We start from the raw sequence: 18,818 nt of genomic DNA on the forward strand, positions 1-18,818 counted from the left end.
CGGCCTTCAATGTGTTTGTTGTATATATAAACGGTTTTGCTGTATAGCGTTTTTTGACGACACGGGTTTCATGCAGGGGGAGGGCGGTCATGGTCGATTTTTCAAAGGTGCAAGCCATTGATTTTCATACACATGCAGAGGAGCCGTGCAACCATTGCCGGGACGACGGTTACAACGAGTTCCAGTCCGGCATGGCGGCCTATTTCAGGAATCCCGCCGGGTCCGAAGGCATGTTGCCCACGGTCCAGGACACCGCGAACTATTACCGCGAGCGCAATATCGCGGCGGTGATCTTTCCGGTCGATGCCGAACGGGAAACCGGGTTCCGGCGCTATTCGAACGAAGAGGTGGCGCAGCTTTGTGCCGCGAATGACGACATCCTCATCCCCTTTGCCTCGGTCGATCCGCACAAGGGCAAGGCGGGGGCCCGCGAGGTGCGGCGGCTGGTGCGCGATTTCGGCGTGCGCGGGTTCAAGTTCCACCCGACGATGCAGGGGTTTTTCCCCAATGACCGCGAGGCCTGTTACACCGTGCTCGAAGCCTGTGCCGAAGAGGGGGTCATCACGCTGTTCCATACCGGGCAGACCGGTGTCGGGTCGGGGATGCGCGGGGGCATGGGGATGCGGCTCAAGTATTCCAACCCGATGCACCTTGATGATGTTGCGGTCGATTTCCCCGACATGCCGATCATCCTTGCGCATCCCAGCTTTCCCTGGACCGAGGAAGGGCTGGCGGTCGCGCAGCACAAGCCGAATGTCTATTTCGACATGTCGGGCTGGTCGCCGAAATACTTCCCCGAGATCTTCATCAAATACGCCAATTCGATCCTGAAGAAGAAGATGCTGTTCGGGTCCGACTGGCCCGCCATCACGCCGGATCGCTGGCTCAAGGATTTCGCGGATGCGCCCTTCAAGGACGAGGTGCGTCCGCTGATCCTCAAGGAAAACGCGATGCGGCTTTTGGGTGTGTCGGACAAGGCCGTCTGATCCATGACCGATTTCGCCGCGCCGACCGACGATATCCTGTTCTCGCTGCGGCATGTGGCCGAAGCGCATCGCCTGGCAGAGTGGGACGACGATCTGGCCACCGACATCCTTGGACATTTCGCACAATTCGCGGAAGGCGTGCTGGCACCTCTGAATGCGGTGGGTGATGCGCAGGGGGCACAGCTTGAAAACGGGCGCGTGCGGATGCCCGACGGGTTTGCCGACGCCTATGCCCAACTGGCAGAGGGTGGCTGGCAAGGGCTGCGCGCACCCGAACGCTTTGGCGGGATGGCGCAACCGGCGCTGGTCGCGGCAGGTGTCTCCGAGATCTTCACCGGGGCGAACCACGCGATGCAGATGGTGTGCGGACTGGTGCCGGGCGCAATTGACACACTGTTGCATTTCGGCACCTCCGCACAGCAGGGTCACTGGATTCCGCGGCTTGCCTCGGGAGAGGTCCTGTCGACCATGTGCCTGACCGAAGCGGGGGCCGGGTCTGACCTGTCGGGCATTCGGTGCAAGGCCGTGCGGGACGGTAAAGACTGGCGGCTTGAGGGCGAGAAGATCTTCATCTCGGGCGGCGATCAGGACATGTCCGCCGGTATCCTGCATCTTGTCCTCGCACGCAGCGGGACAGTCGAGGATGGGCTGAAAGGGCTGTCGCTTTACCTGTGCCCCGCGGCTGCGGGGGTGACCGTCACACGGATCGAGGACAAGCTGGGGCTGCATGCCTCGCCCACCTGTCAAATGGCGTTTGCCAGCGCGAGCGCCGAGTTGGTCGGGACTGAAGGCGACGGGCTGCGGGCGATGTTCACCGTAATGAACCACGCGCGTCTGGACGTGTCCCTGCAAGGCGTGGCCCACGCGGCCCGTGCGGCGCAGATCGCCCGGGCCTATGCCGATGAGCGTGTGCAGGGGCGGCGCAGTGATGGCACCCCGGCGCTTTTGTCGGATCATGCCGATGTGCAACGAATGCTGGACGAACAGGCGTCGCTTGCCATCGGTGCGCGGGCCATGTGCCATATCGCTTTTGTCGAAATGGAACGGGCAGAGCGGCCCGATCTTGTGGCGTTCCTGACGCCGCTTTGCAAGGTGTTCTGTTCAGAGGCAGGCATCCGGGCCGCCGATCTGGGGATTCAGATCCTTGGTGGTTATGGGTATCTGAACGAATACCAGTTGGGTCAGGTCTGGCGCGATGCGCGGATCACGTCGATCTATGAAGGCGCCAACGGCATCCATGAACGCAGCCTGGCCACGCGCGGCCTCAAGGGGGCAGGCGCCGACCAGTTTGAAGACCTGATCCGCGCCTTGGGCGATCGCTCGGACCGGATGATGGCGGATCTCGCGGATTGGGCGGGCTGGTGCAACCGGATGCGCGAGTCCGACGCGCCCGAGCGGGACGCGCATGCGTTCGTTCAGGCCACCGCGCGGCTGTTTTTCAAGGCCTGCTGGGTCAGATGCGCGTCCGTCGCGGACCATCACCCGCAGCCTGACCGCATCATTGCCCTTTCGGAGCGCGTTCTCAGTTCGTGAAAAGCGCCCGGTAGTCGGTGGGAGTCTGGCCCCGCGCGACGCGGAACCGTTTTGAGAAATAGGACGGGTCGACGAAGCCCAGCCGGTAGCCGATTTCCGACACCGGCAATTGCGTGAAGGCCAGCAGGCGGCATGCCTCCTGCATCTGGTGCTGCTCGATATAGGCCGTCGCGCCAAGGCCGGTCGCAGCGCGGCACAGGCGGCTCAGGTGGCCGGTGCTCATCGACAGGGCGTTTGCGAAATCCGAGGCGGTCCAACCGTCCGCCATGTGTTTCGAGATCAGGCCATCCAACGCAAACAGGCGCGCATGTTTGGTCTTCTGGTCCGAGGCCCGTTCGGCAAGCCGCGTTTCGGCAAGGTTGGCGAGCACGGAATGTGCCAATCCCACAACCTGCTGCGCTCGGAAGAGGCTGGCGTCTTCCATCGTGTCACGCAGCAGCCGGGTCACCCGTTCGAGCGGTTTGGAGATGGGTCCGACAAAGGGGTCCGACAGGGCAGTCAGGATCTGATCCGTCGCGGGTGACATTGTGCGCACGATGCTGACGGGAAACGAGAAGACCCTGCCTTCGGAACCGGGCTCAAAAGTGAATTCGTGAACGCAATGCTCTGGAACATATAGAAATCCCGTCTTGCGGACCGTGTGTCTGTCACCATCGACAATCGCGTCGATCCAGCCCTGTTCCACCATGAAAAGCTGCGACATCTGACTGTGCCGGTGCGGCAGAATCCGCCAGTCGTGGATCGGCGCACGAACCGAGAACGTCTCGGAATGGATCACGTCCGGGAACTGGCCCTGTTCGCCGTAAAGCCCGAAGGCGGGAATGATGTTTTGCACACTCATGTTCGAATAATACCATGCCCCGCTCTTTGGTGCCATTACCTGATGTGCGCGCTGTGCCTATCAAGGCAGGCAGTGTTGGAGGAGTGCTGTCATGAAAACCGACGTTGCGATCATTGGAGGTGGGCCGTCAGGGCTACTTTTGTCACAATTGCTCAACAAGGCGGGTGTGGCGACGGTTGTGCTTGAACGCGCCACGCGGGACCGCGTGTTGTCGCGCATCCGGGCGGGGGTGCTCGAGGCGGGAACCGTGCAGATGCTGCGCGAGGCGGGGGTTGGCGACCGGCTTGATCGCGAAGGTCATCCGCATGAAGGCTGCTTTCTGACCGATGATGATCTGATGGTGCGGATCAACTTCAAGGAACTGACCGGCACATCCGTGATGGTCTATGGCCAAACCGAAGTGACCACCGATCTTTATGCTGCACAGGATGCGATGGGGGCCACGATCCTGCACGGGGTCGAGGACGTCGTGATCCAAGACGCCGACAGCACCGCGCCTTACGTCGAATACACGCTGGACGGAGTGCGCACGCGGTTGGATTGCGCCTATGTGGCGGGCTGTGACGGCTTTCACGGTGTCAGCCGCAAGACCATCCCCGAGGACAAGCGCCGCGAATTCGAACGGGTCTATCCCTTTGGCTGGCTTGGGGTCTTGTCGCGCACCAAGCCAGCCCATGAAGAGTTGATCTATGCAAATTCGTCGAACGGGTTTGCACTGGCGTCGATGCGCAGCGACACGCTCAGCCGGTATTACGTGCAAGTGCCGTTGACCGACAAGCTCGAAGAGTGGAGCGATGAGCGCTTCTGGACCATGCTGAAAACCTGCCTGCCGTCCGATGTGGGGGGCAACATGGAAACCGGCCCGTCGATCGAGAAATCCATCGCGCCTCTGCGGTCCTTCGTGAGCGAGCCACTGCGCTGGGGGCGGTTGTTCCTGGTGGGCGATTCCGCGCATATCGTGCCGCCGACCGGGGCCAAGGGACTGAACCTGGCCGTGTCGGACGTGCACTACCTCTATCAGGCGCTGATCGACGCGGTGAAAAAGGGCGATACGGCGGGGATCGACACCTATTCGGACCGTGCGCTCATGCGGATCTGGAAAGCGATGCGCTTCAGCTGGCAGATGACGACGATGCTGCACCGGTTCGACGGCGAAGACAGCTTTGCCTCTCAGATGCGAAAATCCACTCTGCGCCACCTGTCGCAATCGGAAACCGCGCGGCGCGATCTGGCCGAGAACTATATCGGTCTGCCGTTCTAGCCGTGTGTTTGGCCGATCGGCAGAGTCCGGAGGTCTTTCAGCGCAACGTCACAGGCAGACGCGGTCGTCGGGCATGTACGGCCCACGAGTTGAGGCAATGGCGTGAGATTGTAATTTCAAGCGTCGGAAAGACATGCGAAACAGAGCGGGGAGGAGATTTGACCATATGAAAACTGTCACGTCGAACGGCGTTACCCTGCATGTGCAGGTGCAGGGGCCAGAGACTGGCCCGGTGGTGTTGTTCGCCAATTCGCTGGGCACCGATCTGCGGGTCTGGGATCTGCTGCTGCCCTATTTGCCAGACGGCTTGCGGATCGTGCGCTATGACAAGGGGGGGCACGGGCTGTCCGACTGTCCGGCAGCGCCCTATGACATGGACACGCTTGTCACCGATGCCGAGGCTATCGCCGTGGGGCTGGGCTTGAAGGAGATCGTCTTTGTCGGCTTGTCCATAGGCGGCCTAATCGGGCAGGGCCTCGCCGCGCGGCGGCCGGATCTTTTCCGTGGTCTGGTGCTGATGGATACGGCGGCAAGGATCGGATCGCCCGAGATGTGGCAGGACCGGATCGACGCCCTGCGGACAGGTGGGATCGCGTCCATGGCCGACGCCATTCTGGACCGCTGGTTCGCGCCCGAGATGCGCAATGATGCGACGCGCCTTGCACCCTGGCGCCATATGCTGACCCGCACGCCGGTCGAGGGATATATCGGCTGCTGCGCGGCAATCGCCGGTGCGGATTTCACCGAAACCACCCGTGCGCTGACGCAGCCCGTGATGGCCATGGCCGGGTCCGAGGACGGATCGACCACGCCCGATCTGGTGCGGACCACGGCGGAACTGTGCAACGCCGCCTTCCATGTTATCGAAGGCGCGGGCCATTTGCCTTGTGTCGAAGCCCCCGACACCGTGGGCGCGTTGATATCCGATTTCCTCAAGGAGACAGGCCATGTCTGACCGGTTCGACGAGGGCATGAAAACGCGGCGCGAGGTCTTGGGCGATGCTCATGTCGACCGCGCCGAGGCGGCCAAGACAGAGTTCGACCTGCCGTTCCAGACGCTGATCACCGAAGGCGCGTGGGGCACCGTCTGGTCGTCCGACGCGATCAGCCGCCGGGAACGGTCCATGCTGACGCTGGCTTTGCTTGCCGCGACCGGCAATTTCGAGGAAATCCCGATGCACATTCGCGCCACGGCGCGCACCGGTGCCAGCAAGCAGGACGTGATGGAAGCGTTCCAGCATGTCGCGATCTATGCCGGTGTGCCAAAGGCGAACCACGCCATCAAACTTGCCAAACAGACCTTTGCCGAAATGGAGGCCTCCGATGACTGAAACCGCTGCGCTCATGCCCCGGCGCCGAGAGGTGCATCCGGACCCGTATTACCCGGATTACAAGACGTCGCTCACGCGGTCGCCGTCGCTGCCACTTTTGTCGATGGAGTCGACGCCGAGCGAGGAAACCGGCCCGCGCTTTGGGCACAACATGCTGGGGGCGCTGGATAACAACCTGATCAGCAACTACACGCAGGGCAAGGCGCTGGCAGTGGGCGAACGCATCCGTGTGCATGGTCGGGTGCTGGACGAGACCGGTCGCGCGGTGCCGCACACGCTGGTCGAGGTCTGGCAGGCCAATGCGGGTGGGCGCTATCGGCATATCAAGGACACGTATTTCGCCCCGCTCGACCCGAATTTCGGCGGATGCGGGCGCACGATCACGGATGATAACGGCTATTACGAGTTCATGACAATCCGTCCGGGGGCCTATCCCTGGCCCAACCGGGCGAATGACTGGCGGCCGATGCACATCCACTTTTCGATCTTCGGCCATGCCTTTGGCCAGCGGCTCATCAGCCAGATGTATTTCCAGGGTGATCCGCTGATCGATCTGTGCCCCATCGCCGCCACCGTGCGCGACCGCAGCCAGCTGGACCGGCTGGTGGCACCGCTCGACATGCAGAACTCGCGCGGCATGGATTACCTTGCCTACAAGTTCGACATCGTGCTGCGCGGCCGCCGACAGACGATGTTCGAGAACAAGCCGGAAGGAATGTAAGCCATGACGCAACCGCTTGATATTCTGGTGGAAACCGCCAGCCAGACTGCTGGGCCTTACGTGCATATCGGCTGCATCCCGACATTTGCCGGGGTCGAGGGGGTCTACCCCGAAGACCTTGGCCTCAGTCCGATCGAAGACGGTGCCAAGGGTGAGGTGATCACCATCGTCGGCTCGATCTATGACGGCACCGGCTGGGCGATGCGCGACGCGATGTTCGAAAGCTGGCAGGCCGATGCGGCTGGTGTCTATCCGGGGCAGGACGGGGCCGACCCCAAGGTGTCGGGCTTCTGCCGCTTTGCCGCCGACAAGGACACGGGCGAATATACGCTGCGCACCATCAAGCCGGGGCCGGTCAAAGGCCGGAACGGTCAGGTCTTCGCGCCGCATGTTTCGATCTGGATCGTGGCGCGGGGCATCAACATTGGCCTCAACACGCGCATCTATTTCGACGATGAGGACAACAGCGGTGACCCGCTTCTGGCCCGCATCGAACAGCGTCCGCGCGTGGATACGCTCATCGCCAAGAAAACGGGCGACGGCACCTATCGGTTCGACATCCGGCTTCAAGGCGAGGGCGAAACGGTGTTTCTTGACCTGTGATGACGGGCGTCTTTGACCATCCGTGGTTGTCGGGCCTTTTTGCCGACGGCGAAATCGCGGCGCTTTGGTCCGCCGAGGCGCAGCTTGCGCATATGGTCGCCTTCGAGGCGGCATGGTCGCGGCACGGTCATCTCGCGGGGCTTTGGTCCAGGGCGGAAGGTGCCTCGGCGGCGACAGCGATCGAAGCAGTGAGCCTTGCGCCCGAAGATTTGCGCGACGGTACGGCGCAGGACGGCGTTTGCGTGCCTGCCTTGGTGCGTCTGCTGAAAGACCGGACCAGGGAATCGGCGATCCACACAGGGACCACGTCACAGGATGTGATCGACACGGCGACGGTGCTGTCTCTGGTGCCGAGCCTCCAAGTGATCGAGCAGCGGCTTGTGACTTTGGACGACGCGCTGCGTGACCTGGAAACCCGCTTCGGGGACATCCCCATGATGGGCCGCACCCGAATGCAGGCGGCGTTGCCGATCACCGTGTCGGACCGGGTGCAGACATGGCGATTGCCGCTGGAAACCCACCGCGACCGGCTGGCGCAACTGCGACCCCGTGTGGCGCTGGTGCAGATCGGTGGCGCTGCGGGTGACCGTGCCGCCCTTGGGGACGGGGCGGATGCAATGTGCACCGCCATCGCACAGGAGCTTGGGCTTGGCACCTCGCCGCGCGCGTGGCACGCAATGCGCGACGGGTTGGCCGAGGCAGCCTCCACCCTGTCGCTGATCACCGGTACGCTGGGCAAGATGGGACAGGATATCTGCCTGATGGCGCAGCAGGGCATCGACGAGATCACGCTTGCCGGTGGCGGTGGGTCGTCGGCCATGCCGCACAAGCAGAACCCGGTGCAGGCTGAATTGCTGGTCACATTGGCCCGCTTCAATGCCGTGCAGCTGTCTGGCCTGCATCAGGCGTTGATCCACGAACAGGAACGGTCGGGTGCGGCATGGGCGCTGGAATGGATGCTGTTGCCACAGATGGTGCAGGCCACCGGGCGCGCCCTGACCGGGGCGGTTGACCTTGCAGGGCAGATTGTCGATATCGGCGGGACCAAAAACTGACCGGCTCCGCGCAGGGCAAAACCAGCAGGACACACCTCATGAACGAAAACAGGGTCATCATCGCCGGCGGCGGTATCGCGGGATTGGCGCTTGGCCTGACGCTGCACCAGATCGGGGTGCCGTTCACCGTGTTCGAATCCGCCAAGGAGATGCGGCCTCTGGGTGTCGGTATCAATCTGCAACCCAACGCTGTGCGCGAACTCTTCGATCTTGGGATCACCGCCGACGCACTGGATCGGGCCGGTGTGCCCGCTCGGGAATGGGCGCTGGTTGGATTGAACGGGCGCGAGGTCTATTCCGAACCACGCGGGCTGGGTGCAGGGTACAACTGGCCACAATACGCCATGCATCGCGGGCAATTGCACATGCTGCTTTATGAAACACTGGTCGATCGCGCCGGTCCCGAGGCGGTGCAGCTGGGCGCGAAGGTGGTGTCTTTCGCCAAGGACGGCACAGGCGTGGCGGCCGAACTGCAGGTCGATGGCGCAACGCGGTACGAACGCGGGCGCCTGCTGGTGGCTGCCGATGGCATCCATTCCGCGATCCGTGCGCAGATGTATCCCGATCAGCCGCCGATCCATTGGGGCGGTGCCGTCATGTGGCGCGGCACCGTGCGGGCAAAGCCGTTGCGCACGCAATCGTCTTTCGTGGGGTTGGGTACGCATCGGCACCGCATGGTGATCTACCCGATCTCGCAACCGGATGAGACCGGCACCGCGCTTATCAACTGGATCGCCGAGGTCACGATGGACGAGACGGGCGGCTGGCAGCAGGATGGCTGGTTCAGGCAGGTCGAGATCGACGATTTCATCCATCATTTCGAGGGCTTCCGCTATGACTGGCTGGATGTTCCCGCGATGCTGCGCGATGCCGATTGCGCCTATGTGAACCCGATGATCGATCGCGATCCGGTGACCAGCTGGGTGGATGGCCCGGTCGCCCTCATGGGGGACGCGGCTCATGCGATGTACCCCACCGGGTCGAACGGGGCGAGCCAAGCAATCGTGGATGCGCGGGTGATCGGGGCCAAGTTTCTGGAATACGGTGTGACCGAGGCCGCGCTCTCTGCCTATGACGCGCAACTGTGTGGCCCGGTGTCGGAACTGGTGCTGCGCAATCGCGGGGCGGGGCCGTTCGGTTTGCTCAACCTGCTGGACGAACGCTGCGGCGGTGTGTTCGATGACATCGACGACGTGATCCCTGCCGAAGAACGCGCTGAATTCATGGGCCGGTACAAGGCTGCCGCAGGCTTTGCCATCGAGACGCTGAATGCCGCCGACATGACCATTCCGGCAGGTGCGCGTCTGAACGGGTGACTTGCAATCGGGTCCGGTTCCAAGGCCTTATGCGGTGACATTCACCCCGCCACGCCGGAGCGCCCCCGATGCCTGACGCCTTTCTCTGTGACTATATCCGCACCCCCATCGGGCGGTACGGCGGTGCTCTGGCATCGGTCCGGGCAGATGATCTGGCGGCGGTGCCCTTGGCGGCTCTGGCGGCGCGGAACCCCGCGCTGGATCTGGCGGCGATCGACGAGGTGATCCTTGGCTGTGCCAATCAGGCGGGAGAGGACAACCGCAACGTGGCGCGCATGGCGGTGCTGCTGGCGGGCTATCCCGAGACGGTGCCCGGCACCACGATGAACCGGCTTTGCGGGTCTGGCATGGACGCGGTGCTGGCCGCCGCCCGCGCGATCAAGGCGGGCGAGGCCGATCTGGTGATCGCAGGCGGCGTCGAAAGCATGACCCGCGCGCCTTTTGTGATGCCCAAGGCGCAGCAAGCCTTTGCGCGGCAGGCCGAGATCCACGACACGACCATCGGCTGGCGGTTCGTCAACCCGCTGCTGAAGGCGCAGTACGGCATCGATTCGATGCCGGAAACGGCCGAGAACGTGGCCGAGGATTTCGCAATCAGCCGCGCGGACCAGGATGCCTTTGCCCTGCGCAGCCAGCAGCGGGCGGGTGCGGCGCAGCAGAACGGACGGCTCGCGAAAGAGATCACGCCTGTGACCATCCCCCAACGTCGGGGCGATCCGGTGGTCGTGGACACCGACGAACACCCACGGCCCGACACCACCGCCGAGGATCTGGCGCGGCTGCGGCCCTTCGTGCGCGAGGGAGGGACGATCACGGCGGGCAACGCGTCGGGTGTCAATGACGGCGCGGCGGCACTGATCGTGGCGTCAGAGGCCGCCATCCGGCAACATGGATTGACGCCCATCGCCCGCGTGCTGGGGGGTGTCTCGATTGGCGTGGCGCCCCGCATCATGGGCATCGGACCCGCACCCGCATCGGAAAAGCTGATGGCACGGTTGGGACTGCGGCAAAGCGATTTCGACGTGATCGAATTGAACGAGGCGTTCGCGTCACAGGGGCTGGCCACGCTGCGCCGACTGGGCATTGCCGATAACGATCCGCGCGTGAACCGCAACGGCGGGGCCATCGCGCTCGGCCATCCTCTGGGCATGTCGGGCGCGCGCATCACCGGGTCCGCAGCACTTGACCTGCGCCCGGGTCAAAAGGCGCTGGCCACGATGTGCATCGGTGTCGGGCAGGGAATTTCGATTGCCCTGGAGGCGGTGGGCTAAACCCGCCAAGCCTCAGATCAGCATGTTGCGCGGATCACCGATCAGCCGCGCGTAATGCGACAGGAACCGCGCCGCGTCGGCCCCGTTGATCACCCGGTGATCATAGGACAGGTCGAGCGGCACCATCGGCACTGGGCGGGGGATATCGCCGTTCCAGACCGTGATGGTCTCGGTCCGCGTGATACCAAGGATCGCCACTTCGGGCGGGTTGACGATCGGGGTAAAGGCCGTGCCGCCGATGCCGCCCAGATTGGTGATCGTCATGGACGCGCCGCCCATTTCGTCCGGTCCCACCTTGCGCGCCTGCGCGCGGCCGGCAAGATCGCCGATTTCGGCCGCGATCTGCCACAGTCCCTTGCGGTCGGCGTTGCGGATGACCGGCACCATCAGCCCATGCGCCGTGTCAACAGCGATGCCGACATGCACGTACTCCTTGAGGAAAAGCGTCTCTCCATCCGCCGACAGCGAAGCGTTGAACCGGGGAAAGGCGCGCAGGCTTCGGGCAAGGGCAGCCACGTGAAACGCCAGCGCCGTGAGCTTGACGCCGCGCGTTTGCGCCTCGGCTTTCAGGCTTTGACGGAACGCCTCGATGGCGCTGACATCGGCGCGGTCATGATGCGTGACCGCCGGGATCAGCGATTGCGCGGCCGCCAGATTGCGCGCGGCAACCCTGGCAAAGCGGCTCATCGGTTCTTCGGTCACCGGGCCGTATTGGCTATGATCGACCTGCCAGAAGGACGTGTCGCCGGAGGGTGCCGAAGCGGGTGCTGTGCCGCCGTCCAGATCCTCGGGGCCGATGGTCTTGCGCCCGAGCTTTTTGGCCAAGGCTTCGATCTCGACGCCTTTCTCGCGGGCAAGGCGGCGGGTGGCGGGGCTTGCGATGTACTCTGCCATGTCTGCTCCTTTACCAGCTTGCCGAGATGTATTGCGTTTCCATGAATTCGAGCATGCCTTCATGCCCGCCTTCGCGGCCCAGCCCGGATTGCTTGGTGCCGCCAAAGGGCGCTGCCGGGTCGCTGACCAGACCCCGGTTCAGTCCAACCATGCCGTAATCCAGCCGTTCGCAGACCTGCAACGCGCGTTTGAAATCGCCGGAAAATACATAGGCGACAAGCCCGTATTCGGTGTTGTTCGCGCGATGGATGACCTCTTCCTGATCGCGGAAGGTCTGGATCGCGGCAACGGGTCCAAATATCTCGTCCTGCACGCAATCGGCATCCTCGGACACGTTCGACAGCACCGTCGGCGGATAGTAGAACCCCTTGCCCTCGGGCACGGTGCCGCCGCATTCGATCCTGGCACCCTTGGCCACCGCATCGGCGACGAACGCCGCCACCTTGTCGCGCGTGTCTGCATTGACCAGCGGGCCGACATCGACGGACGGGTCGGAGCCATCGCCGACCTTGAGCGCCGACATGCGCTCCGTCAGGCGTCTGGTGAACGCCTCTGCGATATTTTCATGCACGTATATGCGGTTTGCCGCCGTGCAGGCCTCGCCCAGATTGCGCATCTTGGCCAGCATGGTGCCTTCGATGGCGGTGTCCATGTCGGCGTCTTCGAGCACCACCACGGGCGCGTTGCCGCCCAGCTCCATCGCGGGCTTCAGAACCTGATCGGCAGCGGACTTCAACAGCTTGCGACCCACACCTGTGGACCCGGTGAAACTGACCACGCGCACGCGCGGATCGTGCAGCATGTGATCCACCAGCGCGCCGGTCTTGCGCGAGGGCAGCACGTTGACGAGGCCCGGCGGAACGCCTGCCTCTTCCAGAAGCGGCATCAGCGCCAGCATGGTCAGCGGCGTTTCGGACGCGGGTTTGATGATGACGGCGCAGCCTGCGGCGAGCGCGGGCGCGATCTTGCGGGTGCCCATTGCAGCGGGGTAGTTCCAGGGCGTGATCAGCACCGCAAGTCCCGCCGGTTTGTGCTGTACGAGGATACGCGCGCCCGAGGCCGGGGCATGGGTGATCATCCCGTCCGCGCGCACGGCCTCTTCGGCGAACCAGCGGAAGAACTCGGCGGCATAGGTGGCCTCGCCCTTGGCATCCGTCCCCGCCTTGCCGTTCTCCAGCGTGATGAGATGGGCAAAATGATCCAGCCGCGCGGTCATCAATTCCCATGCGCGGCGCAGCACTTCAGACCTTTGACGTGGCGTGCGCGCCGCCCAGTCGGCCATCGCCTTTTCGGCCGCGTCCAGAGCCCTGTCGGCGTCCGCGATGTCAGCGGAGGCGACCGAGGCGATCACCTCTTCAGTGGCGGGGTTGATGACGTCGAAACGCTCGGCGGTCTTGTGCCACGCGCCGTCGATATAAAGATCGGTATAGTCCATGTCGGTCCCCCGGAAGGTCAGAGCAGGTGGCGGAGCGGTTGCTCCACCCGGCCTGCGAAATCGGTCAGAAGCTGGATTGCGGCTTGCGCGTCCAACTGGTCAGCGGCGCAATCAAGCGTGATCCGCAGACCCTTGCGCCGCAGTGTGATCGTGAGAACCGGCACGGTGTCCGCGCCCATATCGGCGCTGCGGATCGTCGTGCCGCGAAGATCGCGCAAGATCAGGTCGGGTGCCGCGTCGGTTTTCGTGACGCCCGAAAGCGTGCGGCTGTCGGGCATGGCGTAGGTCTGCGAGGTGCCGAAACGATCGACAGCAATGTTGGCGGCGTTGGGCAGGGACGCACCGGCAAGAGCTGCAAGGATCGCGTCCGGATCGGTAAGGCCGTGGGTTTCCCCGGCCCATGTGGCGAAAGCGGGAAGGGCATCGCCTGTAACCTTGGCCACAAGGTGATGCATGGCGGCGGCGGCAGCAGCTGTCGGTTGAGCCGATTTCCGAGGTAGCGCCTTGAGCACGTCGAGATCGCGGACATGGAAGGGTTGCGGATGCCCGGCCTCGACCAGCAGGGACAGGTCCAGCCCCTGTTCCAGCGCGAGCCTGCGCAGCTTGGGCGAGGCAAGGATACGGCCATGCGTCGGTTGAGGCGTGGGTGTTGCAGGGGCAGGCCGCTCCTTGGCCCTTTCGGGCTTCGTCGCTTCGGCAACGGCGGGCGTTTCGTGGTCAGACGGCGGCGGGGACTTGGCGCTGCGCGCTAGCGGTGCATCCGGTTTCTCGGCACTGATGATCGCGACCGCTTGCCCCACGGGAACATTCTCTCCGGCCTCGGCCAGAGTGGCGGCAAGATAGCCGTCAGTTCCCGCCTCGACTTCCATCGTGCTCTTGTCGGTCTCCACTTCGAAGAGCACATCGTCGGCCTTGACCGCATCGCCGGGAGATTTCTGCCAGCTGACCAAAAGGCCACTGTCCTGCGCCATGCCCAGTTGCGGCATGGTCACAGACTTACCTTCGGGCAGTGCGTTGGATGTCTCGACCGGCACGGCGGTGGCGGGTGCCTCGGGCGCGGGGCCTTCGTCATCGGCACTGTCCGAAATGCGCGCGATTACAGCTCCGACTTTGACGTCTTCACCCTCGGCCGCCGACACGCCGGTCAGAAAGCCGCTGGCCTGCGCCTCGACCTCCATCGTGGCCTTGTCGGTTTCCACCTCGAACAGGGCGTCACCCTTGGTCACCGGATCGCCGGGGGCCTTGAGCCATGACACGATCTTGCCCGCATCCTGCGCCATGCCCAGTTGAGGCATTGTCACATCATGCCGCATGAATCATCTCCCCGGAGCAGAGCTTGCACGCCATCTCGATCACGCGGTCGGGTGTCGGGACGGTGATGTCTTCCAGCGCCGGGCTGAAGGGGATCGGCACGTCCATCGCGCCCATGCGCACCACGGGTGTGTCGAGGTGGTAGAACGCCTTTTCGTTCAGGCGCGACGCGATTTCCGACGTGATGCCATAGCTTTGGTGGCCTTCGTCGATCACGATGGCGCGGCTGGTTTTCTTGACGCTTTGGATCAGGGTCGCCTCGTCCAGCGGAACGATGGTGCGCGGGTCGATCACCTCGGCCTCGATTCCTTCTTTCGACAGGATCGCGGCGGCCTTCTCGGCCACCTGCACCATCGAGGACGTGGCGATCAGGGTGATATCGCTGCCTTCGCGCTTGATATGCGCCTCGCCGAAGGGGATCAGGTATTCCTCCTCCGGAACCGGGGCCTTGTCCTGGTACATCAGCTTGTCTTCGAAGATCACAACCGGGTTGTTGTCGCGGATCGCGGTCTTCATCAGGCCCTTTGCCTCGTAGGCTGAAGACGGCATCGCCACCTTGAGCCCCGGAATATGCGCCACCAGCGCCTGCAGGGATTGCGAGTGCTGCGCGGCCGAGCGACGGGTCGCGCCCATGTTGGTGCGCAGGACCAGCGGCACGTTCAGCTTGCCGCCCGACATGTAGTGGATCTTGGCCGCCTGGTTGCAGAGCTGGTCCATGATCAGGAAGATGAAATCGCCGAACATCAAGTCGACGATGGGGCGCGCGCCGGTCATGGCGGCACCAACTGCGATGCCCATAAAGCCGGGTTCGGCGATGGGCGTGTCGATGACACGCTCGGTGCCGAATTCCTCGACCAGACCGGACAGCACCTTGAACGGCGTTCCGGCCTCGGCCACATCTTCGCCCAGCAGGAACACTGTGGGATCGCGGCGCATTTCCTCGGCGATGGCCTCGTTCACGGCCTGGGACAGGGTGATCTCTCTCATGTCGGTCTCTCCTCAGTCCGCGTAGACATGCATGTCCACTTCGGACACATCGGGGTATTTGGCCGCCTCGGCATAGGCGACGGCCTCGGAGGCATCCTTTTCGATCTCGGCATTCATCGCCTCGATCTCGTCTTCGGTCGCGATGCCTTCACTCACAAGGTAGCCGCGGAAGCGGATGATCGGATCGCGGTTTTCCTTCCAGTCCTTCTCTTCGTCCTTGGAGCGGTAATATTCGCGGTTGATGTCGCCCACGTGGTGACCGTGGTAGCGGTAGGTCTCCAGTTCGATGAAGAACGGGCCTTCACCCTTCCGGCAGCGCGCGACCAGCTTTTGCGTCAATTCGTTGACTGCCAGCACATCCTGACCATCGACCTTGAACGCCTCGATCCCGAAGGCCTCGGCGCGCGCGGTGATGGAGCCGGCGGCGATCTCCTCGGTCTTGGTGTATTCGGAATAGCCGTTGTTTTCGCAGGCATAGATGACCGGCAGGTTCCACAGCGCCGCCATGTTCATGACCTCGTAAAGCAGCCCCTGCGCGGTCGCGCCGTCGCCGAAGAAACAGACGGTCACGTCGTCCTGACCCAGGAGCTTGGCGCGCAGCGCCGATCCGGTGGCGATGCCCATTGAGCCGCCGACGATGGCGTTGGCGCCAAGGTTGCCGTGGCTCTGGTCGGCGATGTGCATCGACCCACCCTTGCCGCGGCAATAGCCTTCTTCCTTGCCCAGCAGTTCGCAGAACATTTCCTTGAAATTCGCGCCCTTGGCGACGCAGTGCCCGTGGCCCCGGTGGGTCGAGGTGATGCGGTCGTCGTCGGTCAGTGCCTCGCAGATGCCCACGGCCACGGCCTCTTCGCCGGAATACATATGCGTGAGGCCCGGCATCTTGGCCGAGAGGTACAGCTGGTTGGCGGTGTCCTCGAAGGTGCGGATGCGCATCATCTGGCGATACATGCGCAGATAGTCTTCGGTGTTTGTCTTGGTCTTGGCCATTGGTTCCCTCCCAAAGGGGGCAAGGGCGCATGGCCCCTGCTTCTTCTTGGCAAAAATACTCCCGCCGGAGGCGTCCCCCGGCGGAGATGCTCAATACCGGTTGGCGATGGGCAGCTCTTCGGCGGGGAAGAGGCTGATCACCTCGCAGCCGTTTTCCGTCACCACGACCTCTTCCTCGATCCGTGCGGCGGAATAGCCGTCGGTGGCTGGACAGTAGGTCTCCAGCGCGAACACCATGCCGGTCTGGATCTCCATCGGGTGATCGAGACTGACCGCGCGGCTGATAATGGGTCGTTCATGCAGGGCAAGGCCCAGACCGTGACCGAATTGCAGACCAAATGCGGCGTCTTCGTTCGGGAAACCCAGCGATTCAGCCGTTGGCCAGACCTCTGCCACCTTGTCGGTGGTGACCCCCGGCTTGATCACCGCGATGGACGCGTCGATCCATTCGCGCGCTTTCACATAAGCGTCGTTCTGCGACGGCGTTGCGCGGCCCACGTTGAAGGTGCGGTAGTAGCAGGTCCGGTAGCCCTGATAGCTTTGCAGGATGTCGAAGAACGCCTGATCGCCTGGGCGGATCAGCCGGTCGGTAAAGTTGTGCGGATGCGGGTTGCAGCGTTCGCCGGAGATGGCGTTGATCGCCTCCACGTCGTCCGAGCCCATCTCGTAGAGCAGCTTGTTGGACATGGCGACGATGTCATTCTCGCGCACACCCGGTTTCAGCTCTTCGTAGATCATGTGGTAGACGCCATCGACCATCGCGGCGGCCTGGGTGAGCAGCTGGATCTCGTCCCAGTTCTTGATCTCGCGGGCGGCCAGCATGATCTGCTGACCATCGACCACGTTGATGCCTTCTTCCTTCAGAGCGTGGAACATGGCGGTTTCGGCGTAATCCACACCGACCGGCATGTCGGCCATGCCTGCATCCTTGATCAGCTGGGCGATCATCTTGGCATATTTCTGCATCAGGCCAAACTCGGGCGGGATCGTGCCCCGCATGCCCACAACGCCTGCAAGGCAATGATCGGGCTCCAGCCAGTCGGAATGGCGCTTGTGATGTATAGCGGCAGAGCCGAAGTCCCAGACGTAGGGAGAATCGTCGCCCGTCAGCAGGCAGAATCGGCACATCTTGTCCCGTTCCCATTCGCCGATCTTGGTGGCTGTGACATAGCGGATGTTGTTCACGTCGAACAGCAGCAGCGACCCGGCCTGCGAGTTCTGCAAGGACTGCCTTGTGCGGGCCAGACGGTAGCGGCGCAGGCGGTCGTGATCGATTCGGCGTTCGAAATCGACCGAGGTGTGGCCCCAGGCGGGCAGGCGTTCCCGCCATTCCCAGTTGGGTTCGAGGTCCTGCGGGGTGAGCAGGTTGGGCATGAGTGCGCGAGACATGGGGTTACTCCGTTGGGTGCGTGCTGGCACGCACCGCTTGTTTGAAAATTTCTAGGAATGGTGCGTGAGATCACGCACCCTACTGGATGCACCAGCCGCCATCGATGTGGATCATCTGGCCGGTCATGTAATCGCTGTCGTCGCTGACAAGGAACGAAGCGGTGCCGACGATATCCTTGGGATAGGACACGCGCTTGATCTGCAGAGCGTCGCGGACGATGTCCTCGTAGGCTTGGCCCTCGCGATCCTTGAAGCCGATATCCACGAGGTCCTTGTCGAGCTGTTCCCAGAGCGGTGTCACCACCACGCCCGGCGCATAGCCGTTGACGGTGATGTTGTGCTCGGCAAGGCCAATTGCGCCGCAATGGGTCAGCGCCAGGCAGCCGTATTTCGAGGTGCAGTAGACCGTCACATCGACCAGCGGCTTGCGCGACGCGATGGAGCCCACGTTGATCAGCTTGTAGGGGTGATCTTCCATCGGGCCCTGGGCGATCATCTGGCGGGCGGTTTCCTGCATGCCCAGCCACATCGCCTTGGTGTTGACGTTCATGATCATGTCCCAGTTGTCTTCGTCGATATCCATGAAGAACCGGGGCTTGTTCAGGCCCGCATTGAACAGACCCACATTGATCGACCCGAACGCCTCGACCGTGGCGGCGACGGCGGCGGCGTTGTCTTCGCGCTTGGTCACGTCCATTCTGACGGCGATGGCCTTGCCGTTGCCGGCCGCGTTGATCTGGTCAGCGACAGCCTTGGCTTCGCCTTCATCCAGATCCCCGATACAGACATTGGCCCCTTGTGCGGCGAAGGATTCGGCATTGGCAGCACCCATGCCACGGGCAGCGCCTGTGATCAGGATGTTCTTACCTTTGAGGCGATTGGGGTCCATGGTTT

Annotated in this window: 18 protein-coding genes; 10 read left to right on the forward strand and 8 right to left on the reverse strand. The window is 63.3% G+C overall.

Annotation, left to right across the window (positions count from 1 at the left end):
• Positions 1-89 precede the first annotated feature (89 nt).
• Positions 90-986: an amidohydrolase family protein gene (locus IEV82_RS07755; RefSeq protein ID WP_188481454.1), complete on the forward strand. Its 897-nt coding sequence runs from the start codon at positions 90-92 to the stop codon at positions 984-986.
• Between the two features lie 3 nt (positions 987-989).
• Entirely contained in the window at positions 990-2,519 is a 1,530-nt protein-coding gene (locus IEV82_RS07760) for an acyl-CoA dehydrogenase family protein (RefSeq protein ID WP_188481455.1), read from the forward strand.
• Here IEV82_RS07760 and IEV82_RS07765 read toward each other — a convergent pair.
• Positions 2,509-3,396, reverse strand: a complete 888-nt coding sequence (locus tag IEV82_RS07765; protein WP_188481456.1) for a helix-turn-helix domain-containing protein — start codon at positions 3,394-3,396, stop codon at positions 2,509-2,511. The genes IEV82_RS07760 and IEV82_RS07765 overlap by 11 nt on opposite strands.
• A 55-nt stretch (positions 3,397-3,451) precedes the next feature.
• Here IEV82_RS07765 and pobA point away from each other — a divergent pair, with 55 nt between their 5' ends.
• The 8 genes from pobA (at position 3,452) to pcaF (ending at position 10,918) form a co-directional block, all read left to right on the forward strand.
• Entirely contained in the window at positions 3,452-4,621 is a 1,170-nt protein-coding gene (gene pobA / locus IEV82_RS07770) for a 4-hydroxybenzoate 3-monooxygenase (protein ID WP_188481457.1), read from the forward strand.
• A gap of 166 nt (positions 4,622-4,787) precedes the next feature.
• A complete protein-coding gene (gene pcaD, locus IEV82_RS07775) occupies positions 4,788-5,576 on the forward strand; it encodes a 3-oxoadipate enol-lactonase (RefSeq protein WP_188481458.1) in 789 nt (262 codons plus the stop codon).
• Positions 5,569-5,952, forward strand: coding sequence for a 4-carboxymuconolactone decarboxylase (pcaC, locus tag IEV82_RS07780; RefSeq protein WP_188481459.1), 384 nt, complete (start codon positions 5,569-5,571; stop codon positions 5,950-5,952). The genes pcaD and pcaC overlap by 8 nt, the downstream gene beginning before the upstream one ends.
• On the forward strand, positions 5,945-6,673 hold the full coding sequence (gene pcaH, locus IEV82_RS07785) for a protocatechuate 3,4-dioxygenase subunit beta (protein ID WP_188481460.1): 729 nt from the start codon (positions 5,945-5,947) through the stop codon (positions 6,671-6,673). The genes pcaC and pcaH overlap by 8 nt, the downstream gene beginning before the upstream one ends.
• A gap of 3 nt (positions 6,674-6,676) precedes the next feature.
• Positions 6,677-7,276, forward strand: a complete 600-nt coding sequence (pcaG, locus tag IEV82_RS07790) for a protocatechuate 3,4-dioxygenase subunit alpha (RefSeq protein ID WP_188481461.1) — start codon at positions 6,677-6,679, stop codon at positions 7,274-7,276.
• Positions 7,276-8,331 carry a 3-carboxy-cis,cis-muconate cycloisomerase gene (locus tag IEV82_RS07795; protein ID WP_188481462.1) on the forward strand — a complete coding sequence of 352 codons (1,056 nt, stop codon included), beginning with the start codon at positions 7,276-7,278 and terminating at the stop codon, positions 8,329-8,331. The genes pcaG and IEV82_RS07795 overlap by 1 nt, the downstream gene beginning before the upstream one ends.
• 38 nt (positions 8,332-8,369) lie before the next feature.
• On the forward strand, positions 8,370-9,647 hold the full coding sequence (locus IEV82_RS07800; protein WP_188481463.1) for a flavin-dependent oxidoreductase: 1,278 nt from the start codon (positions 8,370-8,372) through the stop codon (positions 9,645-9,647).
• A 68-nt stretch (positions 9,648-9,715) separates the two neighbouring features.
• Positions 9,716-10,918 carry a 3-oxoadipyl-CoA thiolase gene (pcaF, locus tag IEV82_RS07805; RefSeq protein WP_188481464.1) on the forward strand — a complete coding sequence of 401 codons (1,203 nt, stop codon included), beginning with the start codon at positions 9,716-9,718 and terminating at the stop codon, positions 10,916-10,918.
• A 12-nt stretch (positions 10,919-10,930) separates the two neighbouring features.
• On the opposite strand, the gene IEV82_RS07810 is transcribed toward pcaF, so the two are convergent.
• From IEV82_RS07810 to IEV82_RS07835, 7 genes are all read right to left on the reverse strand, one after another.
• A complete protein-coding gene (locus tag IEV82_RS07810; protein WP_188481465.1) occupies positions 10,931-11,812 on the reverse strand; it encodes a 2-oxo acid dehydrogenase subunit E2 in 882 nt (293 codons plus the stop codon).
• A 10-nt stretch (positions 11,813-11,822) separates the two neighbouring features.
• Complete coding sequence (locus IEV82_RS07815) at positions 11,823-13,247, reverse strand: NAD-dependent succinate-semialdehyde dehydrogenase (RefSeq protein ID WP_188481466.1); 1,425 nt, start codon at positions 13,245-13,247, stop codon at positions 11,823-11,825.
• Between the two features lie 17 nt (positions 13,248-13,264).
• Complete coding sequence (locus IEV82_RS07820) at positions 13,265-14,560, reverse strand: biotin/lipoyl-containing protein (protein WP_188481467.1); 1,296 nt, start codon at positions 14,558-14,560, stop codon at positions 13,265-13,267.
• The gene (locus IEV82_RS23550; protein ID WP_229747720.1) at positions 14,550-15,545 is read right to left on the reverse strand and encodes an alpha-ketoacid dehydrogenase subunit beta; all 996 of its coding nucleotides are present in this window, start codon (positions 15,543-15,545) and stop codon (positions 14,550-14,552) included. Before IEV82_RS23550 ends, IEV82_RS07820 begins: the two co-directional genes overlap by 11 nt.
• Positions 15,546-15,557: 12 nt before the next feature.
• Positions 15,558-16,535, reverse strand: a complete 978-nt coding sequence (locus IEV82_RS23555; RefSeq protein WP_229747721.1) for a thiamine pyrophosphate-dependent dehydrogenase E1 component subunit alpha — start codon at positions 16,533-16,535, stop codon at positions 15,558-15,560.
• Between the two features lie 90 nt (positions 16,536-16,625).
• Positions 16,626-17,924 carry a M24 family metallopeptidase gene (locus IEV82_RS07830; RefSeq protein WP_188481468.1) on the reverse strand — a complete coding sequence of 433 codons (1,299 nt, stop codon included), beginning with the start codon at positions 17,922-17,924 and terminating at the stop codon, positions 16,626-16,628.
• Positions 17,925-18,003: 79 nt separating this feature from the next.
• Positions 18,004-18,813 (reverse strand): SDR family NAD(P)-dependent oxidoreductase, encoded by an 810-nt coding sequence (locus IEV82_RS07835; protein ID WP_188481469.1) that lies wholly within the window; start codon positions 18,811-18,813, stop codon positions 18,004-18,006.
• Positions 18,814-18,818 lie beyond the last annotated feature (5 nt).

It is taken from the genome of Marivita lacus (assembly GCF_014637725.1).
In the GTDB taxonomy this organism is placed as follows: Bacteria; Pseudomonadota; Alphaproteobacteria; order Rhodobacterales; family Rhodobacteraceae; genus Marivita; species Marivita lacus.